Origin of the sequence: Pseudomonas sp. MPFS (assembly GCF_022537035.1) — a bacterium.
Lineage (GTDB): Bacteria > Pseudomonadota > Gammaproteobacteria > Pseudomonadales > Pseudomonadaceae > Aquipseudomonas > Aquipseudomonas sessilinigenes.
The window spans coordinates 2,718,935-2,740,773 of sequence record NZ_CP066123.1 but is presented as its reverse complement, the minus strand read 5'-3'; the positions used below and the strand labels follow the sequence as shown (position 1 = coordinate 2,740,773).

Here is a 21,839-nt window from a genome sequence, read left to right as displayed (position 1 = left end):
GTATTGACCTGGGCCAAGCAAACGGTTGCGTGGCGCCAGAATAGCGTCGCCCCTGCCCCCGGCTCATGGGCCAGCGCGACCAGGGGCTTGGCCCTCCCAGGCGGTGATCAGTAGGTCAGGATCACCCGCACCGTGTCGCTATAGACACCGGCTGGCACATCGTTTTGGGCGGGATTGACCATGACCCGGTAAGGCACGCCCTGGAGCGCTCCGCTGCCCACTCCTCGCTGGGTATTGAGGGTGGTCCAGACCGTCGAGTCGCTGGGTTTGTAGAGGTTGTAGCCAATGGCATGGGCACCGTTGGCCATGCGCCGCCAACCGCCACTGAAATGATTACCGTTGTCGAAGCCCAGGCTATAGGTGGCGTTCAAGGTGCAACGCACACCGATGCTCTGGTTCACCGCCGTGAAGCCGGACACCAGTGCGGCGCTGCCGAAGCTGACATCCGGGGCGCTGTCGATGAAGCAGTCCTTGAGCACCGTCAGCGTCACGTTGATGCTGCTGGTGGCACTGCCCTCGTCGTAGATACAGACCCCCAGGGCGCCCGCGGCACACAGGTACCAACGCCAGCTCAGGAGAATGGTGTCGCTGTAGGTTCCGGCCGGCAGGTTCATCCGGGTGGCCGTGCGCAGGTAGAGCGGCAAGCTGCCGTCAGGGCCGTTGAACAACCCGAGGATGCCGAGGAACGTGGTCTTGCTCCAACGGACCGTGGAGCCGACGTTGTAGAGGGTGCCGCAACTGCTGTCGCTGCAGATGACGTAAGGCAGGTAGGCATTACCGCTGGCGTTGTACAGCCGGGGGCTGGAGCCCTGTGCGTGGGCGGTGCTGGCGATGGTGGCTTCGATGGTGTTGGTGCTCAGTATCGACAGCAGGCTGCCGGTGCACTTGAAACCCGAGGTCGAGGTGATGGCCTGGGGCGTGCTGGCCACGGTAAAGGAGCTCAAGCTGCCGAAATCACCTCGACTGGAGCTGGTGGTGCAGGCCGCGAACAGCGACGGACTGGCGCACAGGGCCAGCAGGCCGCAGAGGCCGACGCATGAGAGATATCGGTTCATGGGCTACCTCCACTGAGTGCCCGGCAGGGCAACGGGCCGATCTGGCTGACGGTGGGTTTGTGGATGTCCAGCCGGAAACTGACCTGGCACAGACCACCATCGCCAAGCCGCACTCGCAGCTGGTTGTCGGCCTGCAGGCCTTCGAAATACACCTGGCCATCCCAACCGACGATGGCCTGCTGCCTGCTGGCCAGGTGCTCGGCCCGACTCCCCAGCGGCAGCGGTGAACCTTGCTCATCCACCAGGCTGATGCTGGCGGCAACCACGGTGCGAATCGGGAAATCCAGCAAGGCCCCGCTGCCCTGGCGCACCGACACCCGCTGCTCGACATCCGCCACCCGGACGTTGGCCGGCAGGCCCAGGGAGTCGACCTGGAACTTCGCCGGGTGGTAGGCCGCGACCCAGGGCACCAGCAAGTGACCGTTCTCATCCGATTGGCCCACCCGCTGGTTCTCATAGCGGATCGGCACCTGGGCATACCCACCGGCGCTGACCAGCACGAAGGCATCGTTGATGCGGTTGCTGGCGAACAGCGCACGGTCCATCCATACCAGCGAGCCGCTGGCATCGGCCCAGCGCGTGTGGTTGCCAGCCTCGCCATAGAGCCCGGCTCGCAACTGCACGTTCTGCGTACGCCAGGTCAGGTCCGCCTGCTGGTAGCGACTGGAGCCGCCGCCCTGTCCGAGGTTCCAGCCAAACCCACCCTCACTGGGCGCGGCCCGGCTCCAGACCACGCGCTCGCTGTAGCGACCCCGACTGTCACGGGTCATGCCAACGTTCAGCAACCCATGGACTTCGAAGGGCAGCACCCACTGTAAAAGCACGCTGTAGCCACTGTCGGCGAGGTCCTTGTTCAGCGCCAGGTAGACGCTGCTGCGGCTGCCGAGCGAACGGCTGTAGGACAGGTTGAGCAGCCGCGTGCGATTGCCGTCGCGGGCCTGGATGTCGAAATACCCGGCACCGAGGCTGCCCTGCCCGTCGAGGCTCAGGCTGGCGCTGATCTGGTCGGCACGCCGGCTCAAGCGATAACCGCCCAGGGAGCTGAGGTCGTGGTAGCCGTCGCTGCGCTGGATGTGCTGCAAGTTCACACCGATGCGCCGCGAATAGTAGGAGTACCCGAGCAGGTATTGCTGGCCGCTGTCGCCCTGGCCAGCACTGGCGCTGGTCGCCAGGCTGAGGGTACCGAAGGTGGCCAGGGCGATATCGCTGCCGGCCCCGAGCAATTGCAGGTCCGCGGCTGCCTCGGCATGCCCGGAAAGCGTCAGCTGGTCGTTCAGGCCATAGCGGTAGATGCCACTGGAGGCTGTGTCGCCATAGGCAAAACTGCGCCGTCCATAGTCCTCGCGCAAGCGCCCCAGGGACAGGTCGAAATCGCTCAAGCCTTGGGCCAGCAAGGTATTGGAGACGTAGAACGGCAGGCTGGTCGACACCTGCCGCCCCCGGGCATCGGTGGTCACGATCGTCGCCTCCCCCGCCCCGCTGATGTACGGCACGTTGCTGATGGCGAAGGGACCGGGCTGCAGGTCGCTGCTGCTGGCCTTGTAGCCATTGATGAACAGATCGACGGTACTGGGCACCGCGGCCTGGCCGTCGTACCTGAGCAGTGGGTAGGTGACAAGGTCGGGGCGCACCTCGAAGTTGCGCGAGAATCGCAAGCCACCCATGCGCACCGGGTTCGTCCAGTTCAGAGCGCCGTTGATGTAGTCGCCCAACTGGTAGCTGCGCAGGGCCTGCTCGTCGTTGTAGCGCCAGTAGGTGTCGTAGCGCAGGTACCGGTTGCCGGGGTTGTCGGTCCCGCCGAAGTAATGGTTATAGACCCCGGTGTTGGAAAGGGTGGCGAAACCATCGAAGGCGCGCTGCTCCAGCAACGCCGACAGATAGGGGGTGGCGTTGTTGGCGGGAGCCGAGTAATACAGGTCGTAGTTGAACAGCGCTCCCAGGCTGCTACTCGCCGGAATATGCGCAAGCAGGCCCGGGTCCTCGATCCGCTGCCGGGGCAGCCAATCGGTCGGCACCTGCAGGCGCAGCTGCTGGCTGGCGCTGTCGTAGTCCACCCGCACATCCGCCCATTCATTGAGCACGATCGACCCGACGGGGTTGCCAGGCAACCGCACGCCCGCATCGCGCAGCAGCGCAGCGTCGAGCAGGTAACGCCCATCCCTGGCGTTGACGGCCACCACCTGCCCACTGTGGCGGCCATTGATGACCAGCTCCAGGTGGTAGCGGACGGTTCCCGGGTCGGCCAGGGCCCGTGGTGCGGGGGGCAAGCCCGTCGAACCCAGCGCAGCCTGCGCGCAAGACAACAGCGCCAACCCGACGAACAGCGAGGGGTGACGGCAAGCCTGCACAGCGACCGGGGCAACCACGCTGGCCAGCCTCAGTAACCAGGAACGCGGACCACCGCGTCGTTATCGGACAACTGCAGCATCAGGCTCATGCCTTTGCCCGGGGCCAATCCCGGTGGCAGCAACCAACGCATCTGCTGGCCGGGCAGCACGTAGCCGAGCAAGCCATCCAGCAGCGGCAGGCTGCGCCCCGCGCCCTCCCAGCGCACGCGGCTGAGCCGTGCATGCACCGCCCCGTCATTGCGCACCTGCAAGTAACGCTGGCCGCCCTCCTCCACCAGGCGCCAGGCCAGCTGCGGCCGGGTGGCGCTGGCGGGATCGCGGTCCAGGTCGGCCCGTGGCTGGGTCCAGATCCCTGCGGCACTGATGAACAGCGGTATCGAGTAGCGCATCTGGAACTGCAAGGCCAGGCCAGCTTGCTTGGGCGCCGGTCCGGAGCCGTCGGGGACTTCATCGATCAGCACCCGGTAGGCCTGCTCCGACACGCTGGGCGCGGCGCCCAGGCGAATCAGCCGGATCAATTGCCGGCGCCCGGCCTCGACCGTGGCGAAAGGCGGACTGGGAATCACCACCTGCTGGCTGCGGTAGACGTCCTGGAACTGCTCCTGGGTCCAGGCCAGCACCCGCACCTGCAAGGTCACCGGCTGGCTGGCGCGATTTTCCAGCCACAAGGCGGTGGCCCCCTGATCGGCCTCGATGGCCGGGTTGACCGGCCAGATGAGCACTGCACTGGCGGCCTGGGCCTGGCCGCACAGGAGCAACAGCCCGGCCAACAGCCAATGACCGGGGCTCGACACCAATGGGCAACGGGGCATGGGCTCTCCTCCAGGACGGTTCAGAACGCCAGGGTGACGGTGACGGTGTCGTGGTAGCTGCCGGCGGGCGGCATGCGGGCCGCGGCCAGGAGCCGGGCATAGACCTGGTAGACCTGGGTGCCGGGCGGGAAATCGACGATGGTCCGGGCCTGGGCCCCGCTACCCCAGACCCGGGAATAGGCCGGGTCCTGATACAACTGATAGGCGAGCCTCTGGTTGGCGCTGATGTGTTTCAAGTAGCGCTGGCTGCCACTGGCATTGAGCCCATTGTCCAGGGCCACCGAGACCGTCATGCCCGGGGTGCAGGTCAACACGATGGAGCCGGCTCCTGCGGCACTGGCGATGTCCACCGGCCTGGCGAGGCTGCCCAGCGTGCCGAAATCCAGTAACCCCAGGTCGTAGTTGTTGTTGCTCAGGCGGGTGCCGAAGGCACAGCCATTGGTGACCATGGCCTGGACCCGGAAGGCGCGGCTGATCGGCGACGGATCGCCCCATACGGCCATGGAGGCCAACAAGGCCGGCAACGCCAGCAGCGCCAGACGACGGCCGGACATCGCATCACCAGCCGATGGTCACGTTGACGGTGTCGCGATAGGTACCCGCGCCAGGCGTTGCTTGCGCAGGCACCACCCCATGAATGGGATACCACTGGTCACTGCCATTGCCGACAGCATTGACGCCCACCACATCGTCCCAGACGGTGCCCCCAGGCCGGTCGGAGTACAGGTTGTAGATCAGGGTACTGGAGGCGTTGGCCGCATTGGCCATCCTGCGTTGGGCAACCGTGCCGTGAAGGCCGCCATCGAGCCGGATGGAATAGGACTGGCCAGTGACGCACTTGACCCGGATCGAGCCGGCCCCTTGTTGCCCCGTCACGCTGATGGCGTTGTCCAGCGAAGCGTACTGGCCGAAATCCAGGGTACCGAAGCCGATGGGGCCGCCGCTGTCGACCGCCCCCGCCTCACAGGCCGGGAGCAACGTGGCCTTCAGGGTAATGGTGGCAACCTGGGCCTGGGTCGGGCTCCAGCCAATCAGGCAGGACACGGCTGCCAGATGAACAGGGTTCAGGTTCATCGCTCCTCCTTGGACCCCCAGGTCCCGTTGGCGACCCGGTGGATGCGTCCTACCAGGCGACGGTGACCAGCAAGGTATCGGTGTAGGTGCCTGCCGCTGGGGTGGTGGTGCTCTGTCCGGTGGGAGCCACGCGGCCGTAGAGGGGGATGTCGATGGCTGCGCCGCTGGTGACGATGTTCACCGGCATGTTTACCTGGATCGGTGAACTGCGGGCGCTGTCCGAGTAGAGGGCATAGGCGATGGTACTGGCGGCGGTCGTGGTACTGCGCATGAAGCGCTGGGCACCGCTGGCATACAGCCCGGCATCCACTGTCAGCCTTGGGGTCAGGCCGGTACTGCACTTGATCTGGATGTTGCCATTAGCCCCCACGGTCTGGGCATCGACCACGTTGGTGAGATCGGCGTGACTGCCGAAATCGAGCGTGCCCCACTGGTTGACGCCGCCATTGACACTGCCGTTGATAATGGTACAGCCGGCGCCGATGACCATTCGCACGCCGACCTGGCCGACCAGGGTTCCCGCCAGTGAAGGCAACGACACCAGGCCCAGGAACGCCCCCAGGGATATGATCGGCAGAAGCACTCCATTCATCTCCTTGATCCTCTTTATACAGTGGAAGTCAATACGCAACTTTATTGTTGTCCAATAAGCTTTTTATTATGTTTCGCCCACAGAGAAGCCGCATGCGCAGTGGCCGACACCTGTAAAGACCTCGACTAAAAAATAACGAAGACACCCACTCCACGATACATGGGTAGCGGGAATGTTCGCCCGAAAACTCTACACGCCTTACTTCGAATAAACGATAGTGCACCCATGAATTTTATTATCGAGTGGACGTCGCCCGTCCAATACTCACCATCGCCCGCGAAGCCATAACGCACAACTTATCCCGAGAGCGGACAGCACCTGGGCAAACAGGTAATTCGCTTTTAAAACATAGAGATAAATCAATTGCTCATCACTGGACCAGCACTTTATGCGATACCCTCGCAAGCCCTTGATCCAGCCCAACAGGGCCAGGACGGTCAATCACTCGCAGCGAAAAACGATAAAAAATCAATGAAAAAATCAAAGCCGATGTTATTGAAATGTTATCTGATTGTTATCTTTCCACGCTCTTAATCGCCATCTTCCGGACCGTTCTTTACATGAAAACCAACATGCTCAAATAACACCCACAACAAAAAAACAACATCAAAACAATGTCTACCCAGCGCACAAGAACGCGCACTGTAAAGTTACACTCACTGATCATTAAATTTATTTGAACACCCGGAAGCCTTCGCTCACCGAAAGTTGCCAACTGGATAGCGGATGGCGGGTAGTTTCAGCTCCACTCCCACGCTCATCAAACCTTGAGACTCAAGCGAGGCGCCGAAACAAAAAAGCCGCCCCCAACACTCGCTGGCAGCGGCTTGATAACCCGGAACGAATCAAGACTTGGCGCGGGCGTAGTAGTACAGGTCGCGCCCCTTGAGCCAGGCAAAGCGGCCCAGCAAGGCGATGATCCAGTAACCCAGCAGGAACTGGCCGATGCTGGTTCCAGGCCAGGGCCCCAGGATCATCAGCAGGATGCACATCGGCAGGCAGGCCCAGGCGCCAAAGCGCAGGCCGAAGAGCATCAAGAGGCCCGGGATCACGGCGGTCAGCGGCGTCAGCAGGAGGATCTTGACGCCCGTGGTCACCAACAGGCTCCAGGCATAATGCGGCACGGCGCCCACCAGGGCGATGGCCGCGGGTAATGCCAGCAGGATCTGGCTCAGGCTGTTGAGTACCAGGCTCACCAGCAGCAGCCGGCCCAGGCGTTTGAAACGGGAGGTCTTGTTCATCGTCGACAATCTCGAGTGGAAGAATCCGGCGCCGGCTTGGCTAGCGCCGCTTGTAGCTTTTATTGCCACTGGGCGTCAGGCAGTAGACCCCGCCCCTGGGCCCGGTGCAAAAGCTGCCGGAGCCGCAACTGCAACCCTCGGCGTCGCGCAGCAACGGTTGCGCCCGGGGGCTGGGCGCAGGTTCGCCGAACATCAGCGCGCAGTTTTTCTTCGAGGCGCTGATGGAGCCGTCGCGGCACAGGAACAACTCGCCATCGCAGCGGGCGATGCCGCCCTTGCGCCCGGAACAGGGCTGGTTGCCCGCCAGCGCAACGCTGCTGCCCAGCAAAAGGAGCAGGCCCAGGCACAGCAATGAAGCGGGTTTGCTGCCCATTTGGATCACCCTGCCCATGCTCGTGCCTCCTGGCAAAAAAGTGGCCAGATGATATCAGCGTTCTGGCCCAGTGACGCTGGATTTCACTGGCCATGATGGGGTGAGTGCGATAGATGAAAGTTTTTTTAGAATCCAGGCTGCGGTTTCTTGGCAGAATGCCCTCCTGTGCCATGACCCCTTGCAACAGGTGCTTCGCCCATGACCCGCATTCTGACCATTGAAGACGACGCCGTAACGGCCCGGGAAATCGTCGCTGAACTGAGCAGCCACGGCCTGGACGTGGACTGGGTGGACAACGGCCGCGAAGGCCTGGTGCGCGCCGTCAGCGGCGACTACGACCTGATCACCCTGGACCGCATGCTGCCCGAGTTGGACGGCCTGGCCATCGTCACCACCCTGCGCACCATCGGCGTGTCGACGCCGATCCTGATGATCAGCGCCCTGTCCGATGTCGACGAACGCGTGCGCGGCCTGCGCGCCGGCGGCGACGACTACCTGACCAAGCCCTTCGCCTCCGACGAGATGGCGGCCCGGGTCGAGGTGCTGCTGCGGCGCAAGAACACGGTCAAGGATTTTGACACCAGCCTGCGGGTGGCGGACCTGGAGCTGAACCTGATCAGCCGCGAGGCGACCCGCGCCGAGCAACTGCTGAGCCTGTTGCCCACCGAATACAAGCTGTTGGAATTCCTGATGCGCAACACCGGGCAGATCCTCTCGCGGATGATGATCTTCGAGGAGGTCTGGGGTTATCACTTCGACCCGGGGACCAACCTGATCGACGTGCACATCGGCCGCCTGCGCAAGAAGATCGACCCACCCGGCATGGCCCCGCTGATCCGCACCGTGCGAGGCTCGGGTTATGTCATCGCTGAACCCCTCTAAGGGCTGGCGCTCTTCCAGCAGCCGCCTGCTGGCGCTCTACAGTTCGCTGTTCGTGGCCTGGAGCTGCATCCTCATGGGGGTGCTGTACTACGAGGTCTCCAACTACCTGGACAGCCTGGCCAAGCACTCGCTGATGCAGCGCCAGCACCTGTTCGCCCGCTTCGAGGGCGAGCAGCTGGTGGAAGCCCTGGCCACCAGCATGACCTTCGACATGCGCGCCATCGACGCCTACGGCCTGTTCGACGCCCAGCGCCGGCCACTGAGCGGGCCAATCCGCGAGATCCCCGAGGACCTGCCCCTGGACGGCAAGATCCACGAGCTGAAAAACTGCATCGACTCCGACGACCCGAGCCTGCCCCGGGACAGTTGCGATGCGGTGGCCACCCTGACCCGCGACGGCCGCTGGCTGGTGCTGGTGCGCGACAACGGCTCGCTGTTCGCGGTGACCCGGATCATCCTCCACGCCCTGCTCTGGGGGATTTCCCTGACCATCATTCCCGGCGCGGCCGGCTGGCACCTGCTGCGGCGCCGGCCGTTGCGGCGCATCCGGCAGATCCAGGCCAGTGCCGACGCCATCGTCGCCGGCGACCTGACCCGGCGCCTGCCGCTGTCCAATCGGCGCGACGAGCTGGACATGCTGGCGGCCATCGTCAACGCCATGCTCGAACGCATCGAGCGGCTGATGCATGAGGTCAAGGGTGTGTGCGACAACATCGCCCACGATCTGCGCACCCCGTTGACCCGCCTGCGGGCCCAGCTCTATCGCCTGCAGCAGCAGGCCGAGGAAGGCTCGCCCCAGGCGTTGCAGATGGACCAGTTGCTGGCGGAAGCCGACACCCTGATGGCGCGTTTTCGCGGGTTGCTGCGGATCTCGGAACTGGAAGACCGTCGGCGCCGTTCGGGTTTTCTCGAACTCGACCCCTTGCCGCTGCTGCAAGAGCTGCATGATTTCTACCTGCCCCTGGCCGAGGAAGGCCGCCTGAGCCTGGTGCTGGAGGTGCCGCCAAGCCTGCCGCGCATGGTCGGCGACCGGGCGCTGCTGTTCGAGGCCCTGGCCAACCTGTTGAGCAACTCGATCAAGTTCACCCCGCCGGGTGGTGAGGTGATCCTGCGTGGCCTGGACGACGGCGGCAGCCCGCGCCTGGAAGTGCTCGACTCCGGCCCGGGGATTCCCCCGGCGGAGCGCGCCGCGGTGTTCCGGCGCTTCTACCGGGTCGACGAAAACAACGCCCAGGGCGGCTTTGGCCTGGGCCTGTCGATCGTCGCGGCGATCGTCGACCTGCACGGCTTCAAGCTCGACGTCGGCACCAGCGAACGCGGCGGCGCCCGCCTGAGCCTGGACTGCCACCCCAACCTGATCACCGAATAGCCGCTGCGCGCCCATGCGCAGCCTTCGGCAGCGGCTACACACAGCGATCTACGCCAATCAGGCCCGGGGCAATTGCCAGCCGTAGTGCACCGAGAGCATGCGCAGGGCGAAACACGCACTGCCGGCCAACCAGGCGCATGCCATGGGCGCCAGCCCCAGGCGTCGGGCGAGGATCAGGGTGGCAGCGCCGATGAAGGCCGAGCTGGCGTACAAATCCACCTGCAAGACCAGGGGAATGCGCGCCAGCACGATGTCGCGGATCACCCCGCCACCGACCCCGGTCACGGTGCCCATCAGGGTCGCCACAAACGACGAGATGCCGACGTTCAGGGCCTTCTGCGTGCCGGCCACGGCGAACAGCCCCAGCCCCGCCGCATCCAGCAGAATCAGCAACGGCTCGGAAATCCCCAGCACCCCTTCATGGAACACGAAGGCCAGCCCACCCATCACCAGGGCCAGGGCCGGATAGCGCCAGTCGGCCACCGCCTTGGGCGGGCTGGCGCCGATCAACAGGTCACGGGTGACGCCACCGCCAAGGGCGACGATGAAGGCGATCACCATCACCCCCAGTAGATCGAGCTGGGCGCGCATGGCGCTGATCGCGCCTTCCACGGCGAACACCGCGGTACCGGCCAGATCCGCCACCAGGACGATATTGTCCAAACGACCGGGCACACCCTGAACCCGGGCGTTCACGGTTCACTACGATCGGAGCAGGGAAAGGTTGCGGGCATGGGGCCAACTCGCAAGGCCGGCCGCGAGCGCGGCCAGCGACCCTTTGCTTATAGTCCAGCGCCGGCGGCGCCGCCATCGAGAAGGCTCAGGGCGTCAGGTCGATGCGCCCCAGGGAGTTGCTGTCCAGCTCATAGAGCAGCTCGTCGATCATCTTCGCCACATCGGCCTCGCTGCGCAGGGCCTTGAGGCTGAGCCCGCTGGCCACCAGGTCGACCCGGCCGCTGTGGGGCTCGAACACCCGCAGGGTCAGGGTGCCGTCGCCCGCCGTGGTGAAGCTGCAAGCCAGTGGCGCCAGGCGCTGTTCGATACAGGCCCGTAGCTGCGCCTGGGTAATCACCCCGGGCACCTCAGCGGCGCCGCAGCAACAGACCGGCCAGCAGGCCGACACCCGCCAACAACGCCACGCTGGCCAGCGGGCGCTCCCGGGCCCAACGCAAGCCCCGGTCCAGCACCTCGCCGTAGTGCTCCTGCAACTGGCCCGCCGCTTCCCGGGCCATGCCCCGAGCCTGCATCGGCTCATCGTCCAGCAGTTCACCCACCATCGCCTGGGCCTTGCCTGCCGCCTTGTCCACCTTGCCCTTGAGCTGTTCGCTAGCCATGTCGATTGTCCTTTCGCTGTGGTTGATCGGGCGCCAGATTCCAACAACGGACCTGCGCACACTCACAGCCTAAGAACCCGTAACACCTGGCAAAAGGCGCATATGCACTAGCCGCACTAGTGCATGCGCACCAGCTCAACGCGGCCCACCCACCAGAGTGCCAGCGAACAACCCGCGCTCCCGGGCCCAGACGATGGCCTCGCCACGGCTGTGCACGCCAAGCTTGGAATACAGGGTCGCCACGTGGTTGCGCACGGTATTGAGGGCCAGTTGCAACTGGGCGGCGATCTCCTTGTCCGCCAGGCCCTGGTAGAGCAACCCCAGGACTTCACGCTCGCGGGCGGTCAGGTCGGCCGAGGACGTGCCCGGGGCGCCGGGGCCACGGCTGTTGCGGACATTGGCGAGTTTTTCGATCAGGGTCTGGCTGAACCAGGAAGCGTCGCGCATCACCTCCTCGATGGCGCCCACCAGCTCCAGTTCGGAACGCTTGCGATCGCTGATGTCCATCAGCACCAGCAGGTAGCTGGGCTGGTCCTGGATCACCACGGTGTCGGCGTAGGCCACGCAGTCGATCAGCTCGGCGCCCTTCTTGCGCACCTTGAGGTCCTGGCCCATGACGTGGCCGCTCTTCTCCAGCTGGCTGAACAACTGCCGGGCCGCCGCCTGCTCGGCGATGAAACCGATGCTGTCGAGGGTCTTGCCCAGCAGTTCCTCGCTGCTGTAGCCGCAGGTGTTGAGGAAGGCTTCGTTGACGTCGACGATCTGCTGCTCGGCGCTGCACACCAGGGTCGGCACCGGGGTCAGGCGGAACGAGCGGGCGAAGCGCTCCTCGCTCTGGCGCAGGGCGACCTCGGCCTTGCGCCGCGGCTCCAGGTCCATGAAGGAAAACAGCATGCAGTCTTCGTCGTTGATATCCAGCGGCTGGCCAGCGACGATCACCAGCTTGCTGCCGCCCTCGGGCAGGCGCAGTTCGGCCTGCATCTGCGGAATGGTCGCGCCCTGCCCCAGGCGCTCGATGGCCAGGTCCTTGTGCTCGGCGTCCTCCAGCACATCCAGCTCGTACACTGAACGGCCGATCACCTGATCCCGGGCGTAGCCGGTCATTTCCAGGAAACCCTGGTTGACCTTGATGTAGCGCAGGTCGCTGAGGCGGCAGATCACCGCCGGCGCCGGGTTGGCGCTGAAGGTCTTCTCAAAGCGCTGCTCGGCGCTGGCCCAGTCGGTGGCATCGCTGAGAATCAGCACCAGCGATTCCGGGGCGCCGCCGCGGTCGCTGAGGATCATGCTGCGCACCCGGTGCACCCAGTGCCTGGCTTCACCCTCGATCTCGGCCTGGACCTCCACCACCACATCGCTGAAGGTCTCGCCGGCGGCCACCCGGCTGATGGGGTAGCTGTCCAGGGCCAGGGGATGGTTGTTGCGATAGCGCAAGGCATAACGCTTGGCGTATTCCCGGGCATTGGCGCCCAGCTGGCTGACTTGGCTGACCCCGTGCATGGCCAGTGCCGCCTCATTGGCCCAGAGCAGGCTCCTGGCCTTGTCGGTCTCGATCAGGATCACCCCGTCGGACAGGCCCGAGATGATCTGCTGCAATTGGCGGCGATTGGTTTCGGTGGCAAGTACGGCCTGGCTCATGGCATCTCCTGAAGGCCACGGCAATGGCCGGGCAAGGGACAAGGGCAACTGCCATTACGACCACGGGCCGGCGCCATCGTGCCCCGGCATTGCGCCCTGGCACTCTGGTCCATCACTCTGGCCCTGGCACGCTGGCTCGAAGTAAGCTGCGCCACCCCGACCTGGCAAGGAGTGCAGCATGATCACCATCCGAGAAGCCGAGCAGCACGATCTGGAAGCCCTGCAAACCATAGGCCGCGCCACCTACCGCGAACATTTCGCCTCGATCTGGAGCGCCGAGGGCATGCAGCGTTTTCTCGACCAGGACTTCGCGCCCCAGGCACTGGAGCAATCCCTGGCCGCCCGGCACCAGCATCTGTGGCTGCTGGCCCTGGACGCGCAGCAGGTGCCCATCGGCTTCGCCAAGCTCAACTGGAACCGGCCCATGCCCGGCAGCGATAGGATCGGGGCCGAGCTGCAGAAGATCTACCTGCTCAAGTCCCAGGCCGGCCAGGGCCATGGCCGGGTGCTGCTGGACCACGTGTTGCAACGGGCCAGCCAGGGCGGCGCGCGCTGCCTGTGGCTGGACGTGCTCAAGAGCAACGCCGGCGCCCGGCGCTTCTATGAAAGCGCCGGCCTGCGCCAGGTTGGCGAAGTACCCTTCAGCACCGACCTGGAACAGATCGGCATGTGGGTCATGGCCCGCGACCTCCCCGCCCCCAGCCTGTAGCCGCTGCTGAGCCTGCAAAGCTGCGCCAAGGCCCGCCGGGCCTTCCAGCCAGCGCCTGGCCAACCACCCTCTGACGGCCGCTACGCGCCCATGCGCAGCCTGCGGCAGCGGCTACACGAAGCGATGTCTCGCGGCTTACAGGCCCAAGGCCTTGAGCCGGCGGTACAGGGTGCGTTCGCTCAAGCCCAGTGCCTTGGCCAGTTCGGCGCGCGAGCCGTCGAACACTTCCAGGGCGTGGGCCAGTTGCTCCAGGTCCTTGCCGCCGCGACGCCGGGCCACCGGGGCCGCAGGCTGGGAACTGCGCAGCTCCGGCGGCAGGTCCTGCAGGCGGATCACCCCGTCGTCGCTGAACAACCGCGCCCGCTCCAGGATATTGCGCAACTCGCGGATATTGCCCGGGAAGGCGTACAGCCGCAGTTGCTCCAGGGCCGGCGGATCGAGCCGCAGCATCGCCCCCGGGTCGAGCCGGCGCAGCAGGCTGTCGATCAACAGCGGCAGGTCGTCGCTGCGCTCGCGCAGGGCCGGCAGGCGGATCGGGAAGGCGCTGATGCGGTAGTACAAGTCCTGGCGGAAGGTGCCGGCCGCGACCATTTCCTTGAGCGGCTTGTGGGTCGCGGCCACCAGGCGAAAGTCCGAATGCACGGTGCGCAGGCTGCCCACCGGACGAAAACTGCCGGACTCGATCAACCGCAACAGCTTGACCTGCATCGCCAGCGGCACCTCGCCGATTTCATCGAGGAACAGCGTGCCGCCGTGGGCCGCTTCGGCCAGGCCGATCTTGCGTTGCAGGGCCCCGGTGAAGGCGCCCTTCTCGTAACCGAACAGCTCGCTTTCCAGCAGGCTCTCGGTCAGGCCGGTGCAGTCCACCACCACCAGCGGCCCACCGGCCCTTGGGCTACCGTCATGCAGGGCGCGGGCGAACAACTCCTTGCCGGTGCCCGATTCGCCTTGCAGCAGCACCGGGATCGGCGCCGGCGCCGCCCGCTGCAGGGCGCCGAGGGCTTCATTGAATGCCGGCGAGCGCCCCACCAGGCCATGTTGCTGTGGCTGCACCGAGGCCACCGCCACCGAACTCAAGCGCTCGACATAGGCCACCACCGCCCCGCTGGCATCGATGATCGGCCGCAGCTCCACATCCACGTGCTCCGGCCCGCGCGGGGTGTGGTGGATGTGCAGCATGCGTTCCGGCACTCGGCTGTCGTGGGCCTTGCGCATCGGGCAGTGCTCGCCGGCCTGGTCGCACGGCACCGCGAACTGGTGGGACACCCGGTAGCACTTGGCGCCCACATGGGGCTTGCCGGCCACGCCGAACTGGCGCTGGTAGGCCGCGTTGGCGGCAATGATGTTGTAGTCGGTGTCCAGCACTATGCTCGGTTGAGGATCGTGCTCCAGGTAGGACACCAGGGCAGACATCCGCGAATTGGCAAGGTCGGTGGCGATCAGGGACATGACAGGCTCCAGGGCAATGGCGAAAGCTTAAAGCAAGGCGCCCGCCACTGCCATTTTCTGCCACTCACTGCCAACTCACTGCCACTTGCGGGTGACAGTCACCCCGCCCAAAGCCCCGGAGCAGGGCCTTGGCAAGCTTGCACACCCAGTAACGGGTGCCGGCCGGCGCTATGCCGGGTTGGCACGTTTATTGACAGTCCAAGGCAGGAGCGGCAGCGCAGACTGCCCTCGCCCTTCATTGCCGGAGTGCCCCATGATCATCAGCGACACGCTGCGTGTAGAAGCCTTTTTCGACAGCCACACCTGGACCATCAGCTACCTGGTGATGGACCTCGCCACGCGCCGCTGCGCCCTGATCGACAGCGTGCTGGACTACGACCCCAAGTCCGGCCGCACCCGCACCGAGTCCGCCGACCGCCTGGTGGCCCGGGTCCGCGAGCTGGAGGCGCAGGTCGACTGGATTCTGGAAACCCACGTCCACGCCGACCACCTCTCGGCCGCCGCCTACCTCAAGGAGCAGCTCGGGGCCCAGGTGGCCATCGGCGACCAGATCACCCGCGTGCAGAAAGTCTTCGGCGCGTTGTTCAACGAAGCCCCGGTGTTCGCCCGCGACGGCAGCCAGTTCGACGTGCTGCTGGCCGACGGCAGCGAGTTCGCCATTGGCCAGCTCACCGCCCGGGCCATGCACACCCCGGGGCACACCCCGGCGTGCATGACCTACCTGGTGCAGGTGGGCGAAGAGCAAGTGGCCTTCGTCGGCGACACCCTGTTCATGCCCGACTACGGCACCGCCCGCTGCGACTTCCCCGGTGCCGACGCGCGAACCCTGTACCGCTCCATCGGCAAGATCCTGGCCCTGCCACCGCAAACGCGGTTGTTCATGTGCCACGACTACCTGCCCAACGGCCGCGAGCTGCAATACATGACCACCGTGGCCGAACAGCGGGCCAACAACATCCACATCCACCAGGGCGTTGACGAGGACAGCTTCGTGAAGATGCGCGAAGCCCGTGACGCGACCCTGGACATGCCGGTGCTGATCCTGCCCTCGGTGCAGGTCAACATGCGCAGCGGGCACTTCCCCGAGCCCGAGGACAACGGCGTGAGCTACCTGAAGATCCCCCTGAACACCCTATAACGATTACTCCATACGGAGACCTTGCCATGCGTCCCATCCACCCTGCCCCGCGTGCCGTCGACGGCAGCCACCAGGTGCTGATCGTCGGCGGCGGTGCCGCCGGTATCGCCGTCGCCGCCAGCCTGCTGTCCCGCGATCCCCACCTGGACGTGGCGATCATCGACCCCGCCGACACCCACTACTACCAACCCGGCTGGACCCTGGTGGGCGCCGGGGTGTTCAGCGCCGAATCCACCCGCCGCGACATGGCCTCGCTGATGCCCAAGGGGGTCAAGTGGCTGCGCCAGGCGGTCAGCCGCTTCGAGCCCGAGCACAATGCCCTGGTGCTGGCCGACGAGCGCGTGCTGGCCTATGACCAGTTGATCGTCTGCCCCGGCCTCAAGCTCGACTGGGCAGCCATCGACGGCCTGCCCCAAGCCCTGGGCAAGCACGGCGTGACCTCCAACTACCGCTACGACCTGGCGCCCTACACCTGGGAGCTGGTGCAGCAACTGCAACAGGGCCAGGCGCTGTTCAGCCAGCCGCCGATGCCGATCAAGTGCGCCGGCGCGCCGCAAAAGGCCATGTACCTGTCCTGCGATCACTGGTTGCGCCAGGGCCGCCTGGGCGCGATCAAGCCGCGCTTCATGAACGCCGGCGGCGTACTGTTCGGCGTCGCCGACTACGTGCCGGCGTTGATGGAATACGTGAAGAAGTACGCCATCGACCTGGACTTCGGCCACAACCTGGTAGCGGTGGACGGCCCGGCCCAGCGCGCGACCTTCGTCCGCACCCTGGCCGATGGCACCCAGGAAACCCTGGAACGGCCATTCGACATGCTGCACGTGGTGCCGCCGCAGTGCGCCCCGGACTTCATTCGCCAGAGCCCCTTGGCCGACGCCGCCGGCTGGGTCGACGTCGACCTCCACAGCCTGCGCCACAAGCGCTTCGCCAATATCCACGGCCTGGGCGACGCCACCAACACCAGCAATGCCAAGACCGCCGCGGCCGCGCGCAAGCAGGCGCCGGTGGTGGCCAACAACGTGCTGGTGGCCCTCAAGCGCCTGACCCGGCTGGCACATTACGACGGCTACGGCTCCTGCCCGCTGACCGTGGAACGGGGCAAGATCGTCCTCGCCGAATTCACCTACGGCGGCAAGCTGGCCCCCAGCTTTCCCGCCTGGCTGCTGGACGGGCGCCAGCCGACCCGGCGCGCCTGGTGGCTGAAGGAGATGATCCTGCCGCCGCTGTACTGGCGCGGCATGCTCAAGGGCCACGAATGGCTCGCGCACCCGACCCTGGCCACGGACACCTCCCAAGCATGAATGAACACAGTCTGCTGGGTGCGGGCCTGGGGGCGATCATCGGCGCGATCCTGGCCCTGACCGGGGCCGGCGGCGGCATCCTCGCGGTGCCGCTGCTGGTGTTCGGCCTCGGCCTGAGTATGGTCGAGGCCGCCCCCATCGGCCTGCTGGCGGTGGGCCTGGCCGCCAGCGTCGGGGCCATCCTCGGCTTGCGCCAGGGCATCGTGCGTTATCGCGCCGCGGGGTTCGTCGCCGGTATCGGCATCCTCATGGCGCCGCTGGGGCTGTGGCTGGCCCATCGCCTGCCGAACCTGCCATTGGCCCTGCTGTTCGCCCTGGTGCTGCTGTACGCCTGCGGGCGCATTCTGCGCAAGGCCAGCCTGGAGCTGAAACAGGGCCGGCCGGCGCCGCGCCCGGCGTTCCAGCCCTGCGTGCTCAACCCGGCCCAGGGCCGACTGCGCTGGACCCTGCCCTGCGCCCGGGCGCTGACCTTCACCGGCCTGCTCTCCGGCCTGCTTTCGGGGCTGCTGGGGGTCGGTGGCGGTTTCGTGATCATCCCGGCGTTGAGCCGCTACACCAACCTGGACAGCAAGAGCATCGTCGCCACCTCCCTGGCGGTGATCGCCCTGGTGTCCCTGGGCAGCGTGGTTACCGCGAGCCTCAGCGGCGTGATGCACTGGGCGGTGGGCGCGCCCTTCGCCCTCGGCGCGGTGCTGGGCCTGGTGCTCGGCCGCCAGATCGCCAGCCACCTGGCCGGGCCACGGCTGCAGCAACTGTTCGCCGTCACCGGCATCTGCGCCGCCCTGCTCCTGGCCGGCGGGGCCCTGGGCCTGTTGCCCCACTGAAGCATCCCGGCCCGCCACGGGTGATGGCCTGTGGCGGGCTGGCTCGGTCATTACCGGCAAATTCGCCTCAGTGCGCAAAACAGTCGCCGTGGGTCTAATAGCCAAGCCCAGAATGCCGCACCCTTGAGCCTGGAGATTCGAAAGGAGACGACAATGCTTGCCCTGACTTAAGACACAGATCATTGCCTAGTGAAGGAAGATGGCCGCTAACCTCTAGGTCGAGGATTTCTCTGCGCACCTAAGAGGCATCTTCAACACACCGAGCCTGCTGACGGAAATATTCGAGGAACATCAGACCCAGGACGATTTCGCGCTGGGCGATGTACTGTTCTTCAGCAAATGCCTGTGGCACCGCTCCGAGCCGCTGTTGCCGGGACCACTCCAGGCGCGGTTGGCGGTGACCATGCGCTTTCTGGATTGGCGCTCACGGCTGGACAAAACCCTGTTCGAAGGAGAGTCTGAAAGCGGTGGCGGCCTGGGAATGGGCGTCAACTGGGGCAAACCCACCCAGACGGCCTGCGGCTCGCCGTTCACCGATATCGACGACGGCGAGGAAATTCGCACCTCCAGGCATTGCGGCCCGATTATCTAGCAACGCCCCGATCGTGGTCAGTCATCCTCGAGGAGCAGGAATGTCGAAGTCTTATGCCATAGGCGTGGCCGCAGCCCTCTTCGCCACCTTCAGTTGGGCGCTGAACTTTCTGTCGCCCTACCTGATGGGCGACTTCGGCACGTTCGACTTCATCACCTTGCGCTTCATCGTCTCCGGCGCCATTGGCCTGGCGATGCTGCGCCTCTACCGGCAAGGCCTTGCGCGCTTGAACGGACGCGCCATGGTCACCGCCGCGCTGCTCGGGGTGGTGGGCTACACCCTGTATATCGGGTGCGTCATGGGCAGTGTGCTCAACGGCGGCGCGATCATCGCGCCAGCGTTTTTAAGCGCGGCGCCGATCATGGTCGCTCTCATCGGCAACCTGATCGAGCCCACGGTCTCCTGGCGCGCCCTCTGCGTACCGGTGCTGCTGGCGGTGCTGGGGCTGGTCGCCACCAACTACGGCGCCTTCGCGGGGGTACTGGACGGCGATCTGTCCACCTACCTGCAAGCGGTCGGCTACGCGGTTGGCGCCACCCTGTCCTGGTTGATCTTCTGCCTCTTGAACCAAGTGCTCCTGATACGGCTGCCGTACATTTCCTCAGGCCTCTGGACCGGGCTGATGATGGTGGGGGCGGGTTTGAGCGTGGTGCTCTTCGTGCCCTTCGGGCTCACGTTCAACCTGTACAGCGCCCCCGATGTACAGTGGCGCCTGGACAATACCCTGCCGGTGCTCGCCGCCGCCTCGGCCTTGGCTTGTGTCGCGTCCGTGGGTGGCGCCTGGGCCTGGAATTTTGCGAGCCAGCGGTTACCCATGGCCTTGTCCGGCCAACTGATCTCGGTCGAAACCCTCTTTGCCGCGGCGTTTGGCCTGATCGCCGAGCAGCGTTTACCCACGGGCCTTGAAACCCTGGGCATCATCGCCTTGCTGAGCGGCGCCTCGATTGCCGTCAGGGTCATGGCGCAACATCAACGGGCGGGAGCGAGCGTGCGGGCCTAGCGGCGAGCAGCCGCCCACGGTGAACAGGCTGGCGCAGGGGCTCGGTTTTTGATGGGCGCGGGACCTACAGAGTCAGCAGCGGGCTTGCGCCAGATCCATCTGAAGAACATTGGCTGCCGGGACTTCCCAGGGAAAGCCTCTCCGCTGCCAGCGCACAGACGCAGCAGCCACCATGACCTGGCGCCCGTTACCCGCAAGGAGTCCACCATGGCCACCCTCCCCGCCCTGGAACAAAGCTTCCACCGCTGCCTCTGGCGCAAGATCGGCCGCTACGCCCTGCATGTCGGCCGCAGCCTGATCACCAAGGCCCTATGGTTGTACTACGCCGCCCAACGCCCAGAAACCCCGGCTTGGGCCAAAAGCACCATCTACGGGGCCCTGGGCTACTTCGTCCTGCCCCTGGACCTTATCCCCGACGTACTGCCCGGCATCGGCTACGCCGACGACCTCGGCGTGCTGAGCCTGTCGATCGCGGCGGTGGCGGCGCATATCAATCAGGAGGTCAAGCAGCAAGCGGCTGGGCGGCTGGTGGAGTGGTTTGGGGAGTTGGGGGATTGAGCTGGCGCTGCGGAGTGGAGCGCACCGCACCTGCGCCAAGGCGAGCCAGCATCGAATGCATGGCAAGCTCAGCAACTCAGCCCGCCCCTACCGCAAATCAGGATCCGTCCTACAGCGGCGCCGTTGTTCCTGGTGCGCGGCATCCCTATAGTTTTTGGCGTCGCCGGCCTGGCCGGTGATGGGGTTTCGCAGCCTCAGCGGAAAAGTCGAACTACACCGTCAATGACAACTCAGGCACACTCACCTGCGTTTCGCTTTATGGCGGCTGTGCGTGGGAGGCCTTCGGGCCTGCCGGGTTTACTCTTTTCCTCGGTCTGCGAACCCGCGTACAGCTGCCACCCCATTGATTCGCAGCAGTAGGTGGCAACTTTTCTATTTTTTGAAAAGGACGACACCATGAATCCCCAGGATCACTCTGAACGCTTTATTCCCCTGACCCCGATCGCCAGCGATGGACCAGTGCTGTTTGTCGACAGCCACGCCCCGCTAGAGGATCTGCATGCATGCGCCAGCGAGCGGTTGCTCACTACGCTGGATTATCTGAATTTGATGGCCTGCGCTGGACTGCGCGACTCCAGCGACAAGGACATTGGCACCGTGACCAACACCGCCCGACTGTTGCTGCAGGATGTGCGGGATGTGTTGGCGGTGATTGAGACGCGAGCTTTTCTCACCTGATCAGAAATAAAAAAGCCGGCCTCTTGGCCGGCTTTTTTGCTCTATTGAAGTTATTGCAACAAATGTCATACCAAGCTTCTCAAAACATTCATAATTCCCCAGTAACATCTAGGCCTCATGGCTATCACAGAGAAAATATCGTTTAGGTTATGAGCATACACTTGAGAAGTCGACAAACTATTACCACCTGCTTACCACAGGTCTATTCTGAAGCTCTTGAATACTGATATTTTAACTAGACCCACCCTTATATCTGTAACACCCCAGCAAAAACTCAGGAAGTAAAGAGCTAAAAAAATTCTCGCATAACAATTGCTGCCAGACCAGTCTTTCATCAGATCAGTGCAGATATCTCAGACCTTATATGAAGGGGTTTGAATAAAGGGTGCGACGAAGAGCAACTATACTACGACGAGCTATTTGCTCGACTTCTTTCTCAAATAATTCGGGCGAGTCAAGCAAGAGTTTATCTTCCCACGGGGCAGCAACATGAACCAATTTATTTCTATATTTTCGCAGCTCATGCAGTTCCGCCTTAATCTCTTCATCAAGATTGGAACTAATAATTAAATCTACAAATCGCTTACTACCAGAAACATCTTCTGATCGCAAATACGCTTCTATCGCAGCCAAGGAAACAATGACACATGATAAATTTACCTCATTAACAAAAGCGACATCTGCATCCCTTATCAAAAAAGCAGCCCACTCTGATATTATTACCCCACCCTGAAGAAGCTGTTCATCTAGTTCAACAAGGAACTGCATCCTTTCTTCTGCCATAAAGCCTTGAGCCAAATAATATTCCTTCATGTACACCCTCAACTGATGAACATTAATCAGCCCAAAACCACTCTCTATAGAAACAGAAC

Annotated in this window: 24 protein-coding genes; 10 read left to right on the top strand and 14 right to left on the bottom strand. The window is 64.4% G+C overall.

From position 1 onward, the window contains the following. Window positions 1-107: 107 nt before the first annotated feature. From I9018_RS12935 to I9018_RS12900, 8 genes are all read right to left on the bottom strand, one after another. Window positions 108-1,055: a spore coat U domain-containing protein gene (locus I9018_RS12935; RefSeq protein WP_241109683.1), complete on the bottom strand. Its 948-nt coding sequence runs from the start codon at window positions 1,053-1,055 to the stop codon at window positions 108-110. Further along, the gene (locus I9018_RS12930) at window positions 1,052-3,421 is read right to left on the bottom strand and encodes a fimbria/pilus outer membrane usher protein (protein WP_241109682.1); all 2,370 of its coding nucleotides are present in this window, start codon (window positions 3,419-3,421) and stop codon (window positions 1,052-1,054) included. The genes I9018_RS12935 and I9018_RS12930 overlap by 4 nt, the downstream gene beginning before the upstream one ends. Before the next feature lie 11 nt (window positions 3,422-3,432). Further along, complete coding sequence (locus I9018_RS12925; protein ID WP_241109681.1) at window positions 3,433-4,215, bottom strand: molecular chaperone; 783 nt, start codon at window positions 4,213-4,215, stop codon at window positions 3,433-3,435. A 20-nt stretch (window positions 4,216-4,235) separates the two neighbouring features. Next, on the bottom strand, window positions 4,236-4,718 hold the full coding sequence (locus I9018_RS12920; protein ID WP_241110139.1) for a spore coat U domain-containing protein: 483 nt from the start codon (window positions 4,716-4,718) through the stop codon (window positions 4,236-4,238). A gap of 55 nt (window positions 4,719-4,773) precedes the next feature. Continuing rightward, window positions 4,774-5,289, bottom strand: coding sequence for a spore coat U domain-containing protein (locus I9018_RS12915; protein ID WP_124346573.1), 516 nt, complete (start codon window positions 5,287-5,289; stop codon window positions 4,774-4,776). A gap of 49 nt (window positions 5,290-5,338) precedes the next feature. After that, a complete protein-coding gene (locus I9018_RS12910) occupies window positions 5,339-5,872 on the bottom strand; it encodes a spore coat U domain-containing protein (RefSeq protein WP_346780101.1) in 534 nt (177 codons plus the stop codon). Window positions 5,873-6,726: 854 nt separating this feature from the next. Next, complete coding sequence (locus I9018_RS12905; RefSeq protein ID WP_068578307.1) at window positions 6,727-7,122, bottom strand: hypothetical protein; 396 nt, start codon at window positions 7,120-7,122, stop codon at window positions 6,727-6,729. Window positions 7,123-7,162: 40 nt separating this feature from the next. Beyond that, a complete protein-coding gene (locus I9018_RS12900; protein ID WP_068578310.1) occupies window positions 7,163-7,513 on the bottom strand; it encodes a hypothetical protein in 351 nt (116 codons plus the stop codon). Window positions 7,514-7,693: 180 nt separating this feature from the next. On the opposite strand from I9018_RS12900, the gene I9018_RS12895 reads away from it, so the two are divergent. Beyond that, entirely contained in the window at window positions 7,694-8,377 is a 684-nt protein-coding gene (locus tag I9018_RS12895) for a response regulator transcription factor (protein WP_053128966.1), read from the top strand. After that, window positions 8,355-9,746 (top strand): HAMP domain-containing sensor histidine kinase, encoded by a 1,392-nt coding sequence (locus I9018_RS12890; protein WP_068578312.1) that lies wholly within the window; start codon window positions 8,355-8,357, stop codon window positions 9,744-9,746. The genes I9018_RS12895 and I9018_RS12890 overlap by 23 nt, the downstream gene beginning before the upstream one ends. A 57-nt stretch (window positions 9,747-9,803) precedes the next feature. Here the strand turns inward: I9018_RS12890 and I9018_RS12885 are convergent, their stop codons facing one another. The 4 genes from I9018_RS12885 to I9018_RS12870 form a co-directional block, all read right to left on the bottom strand. Further along, entirely contained in the window at window positions 9,804-10,421 is a 618-nt protein-coding gene (locus tag I9018_RS12885) for a trimeric intracellular cation channel family protein (protein ID WP_068578340.1), read from the bottom strand. 145 nt (window positions 10,422-10,566) lie between these two features. Then, entirely contained in the window at window positions 10,567-10,827 is a 261-nt protein-coding gene (locus tag I9018_RS12880; RefSeq protein ID WP_053128959.1) for a DUF1652 domain-containing protein, read from the bottom strand. Window position 10,828: 1 nt separating this feature from the next. Beyond that, entirely contained in the window at window positions 10,829-11,080 is a 252-nt protein-coding gene (locus I9018_RS12875) for a CsbD family protein (RefSeq protein WP_022643959.1), read from the bottom strand. A 135-nt stretch (window positions 11,081-11,215) separates the two neighbouring features. After that, window positions 11,216-12,715: a helix-turn-helix transcriptional regulator gene (locus tag I9018_RS12870; RefSeq protein ID WP_241109680.1), complete on the bottom strand. Its 1,500-nt coding sequence runs from the start codon at window positions 12,713-12,715 to the stop codon at window positions 11,216-11,218. Between the two features lie 178 nt (window positions 12,716-12,893). Here I9018_RS12870 and I9018_RS12865 point away from each other — a divergent pair, with 178 nt between their 5' ends. Continuing rightward, window positions 12,894-13,424, top strand: a complete 531-nt coding sequence (locus I9018_RS12865) for an N-acetyltransferase (protein ID WP_241109679.1) — start codon at window positions 12,894-12,896, stop codon at window positions 13,422-13,424. A gap of 135 nt (window positions 13,425-13,559) precedes the next feature. On the opposite strand, the gene I9018_RS12860 is transcribed toward I9018_RS12865, so the two are convergent. Then, window positions 13,560-14,873, bottom strand: a complete 1,314-nt coding sequence (locus I9018_RS12860; protein ID WP_022643956.1) for a sigma 54-interacting transcriptional regulator — start codon at window positions 14,871-14,873, stop codon at window positions 13,560-13,562. A gap of 253 nt (window positions 14,874-15,126) precedes the next feature. Between I9018_RS12860 and I9018_RS12855 the strand changes: the two genes are divergently transcribed. From I9018_RS12855 to I9018_RS12825, 7 genes are all read left to right on the top strand, one after another. Further along, window positions 15,127-16,011, top strand: coding sequence for an MBL fold metallo-hydrolase (locus tag I9018_RS12855; protein WP_068578323.1), 885 nt, complete (start codon window positions 15,127-15,129; stop codon window positions 16,009-16,011). Between the two features lie 26 nt (window positions 16,012-16,037). Further along, window positions 16,038-17,315 carry an FAD/NAD(P)-binding oxidoreductase gene (locus tag I9018_RS12850; RefSeq protein ID WP_241109678.1) on the top strand — a complete coding sequence of 426 codons (1,278 nt, stop codon included), beginning with the start codon at window positions 16,038-16,040 and terminating at the stop codon, window positions 17,313-17,315. Continuing rightward, on the top strand, window positions 17,312-18,139 hold the full coding sequence (locus tag I9018_RS12845) for a sulfite exporter TauE/SafE family protein (RefSeq protein ID WP_053128943.1): 828 nt from the start codon (window positions 17,312-17,314) through the stop codon (window positions 18,137-18,139). The genes I9018_RS12850 and I9018_RS12845 overlap by 4 nt, the downstream gene beginning before the upstream one ends. 403 nt (window positions 18,140-18,542) lie before the next feature. Then, window positions 18,543-18,731, top strand: coding sequence for a hypothetical protein (locus tag I9018_RS12840; protein ID WP_241109677.1), 189 nt, complete (start codon window positions 18,543-18,545; stop codon window positions 18,729-18,731). 40 nt (window positions 18,732-18,771) lie between these two features. Then, a complete protein-coding gene (locus I9018_RS12835; RefSeq protein ID WP_241109676.1) occupies window positions 18,772-19,731 on the top strand; it encodes a DMT family transporter in 960 nt (319 codons plus the stop codon). 207 nt (window positions 19,732-19,938) lie between these two features. Next, window positions 19,939-20,289 (top strand): YkvA family protein, encoded by a 351-nt coding sequence (locus tag I9018_RS12830; protein ID WP_241109675.1) that lies wholly within the window; start codon window positions 19,939-19,941, stop codon window positions 20,287-20,289. Between the two features lie 396 nt (window positions 20,290-20,685). Beyond that, window positions 20,686-20,967: a fructose-bisphosphate aldolase gene (locus I9018_RS12825; protein ID WP_241109674.1), complete on the top strand. Its 282-nt coding sequence runs from the start codon at window positions 20,686-20,688 to the stop codon at window positions 20,965-20,967. A 360-nt stretch (window positions 20,968-21,327) separates the two neighbouring features. Here I9018_RS12825 and I9018_RS12820 read toward each other — a convergent pair whose 3' ends face one another. Continuing rightward, a complete protein-coding gene (locus I9018_RS12820) occupies window positions 21,328-21,780 on the bottom strand; it encodes a hypothetical protein (protein WP_241109673.1) in 453 nt (150 codons plus the stop codon). Window positions 21,781-21,839: the final 59 nt, after the last annotated feature.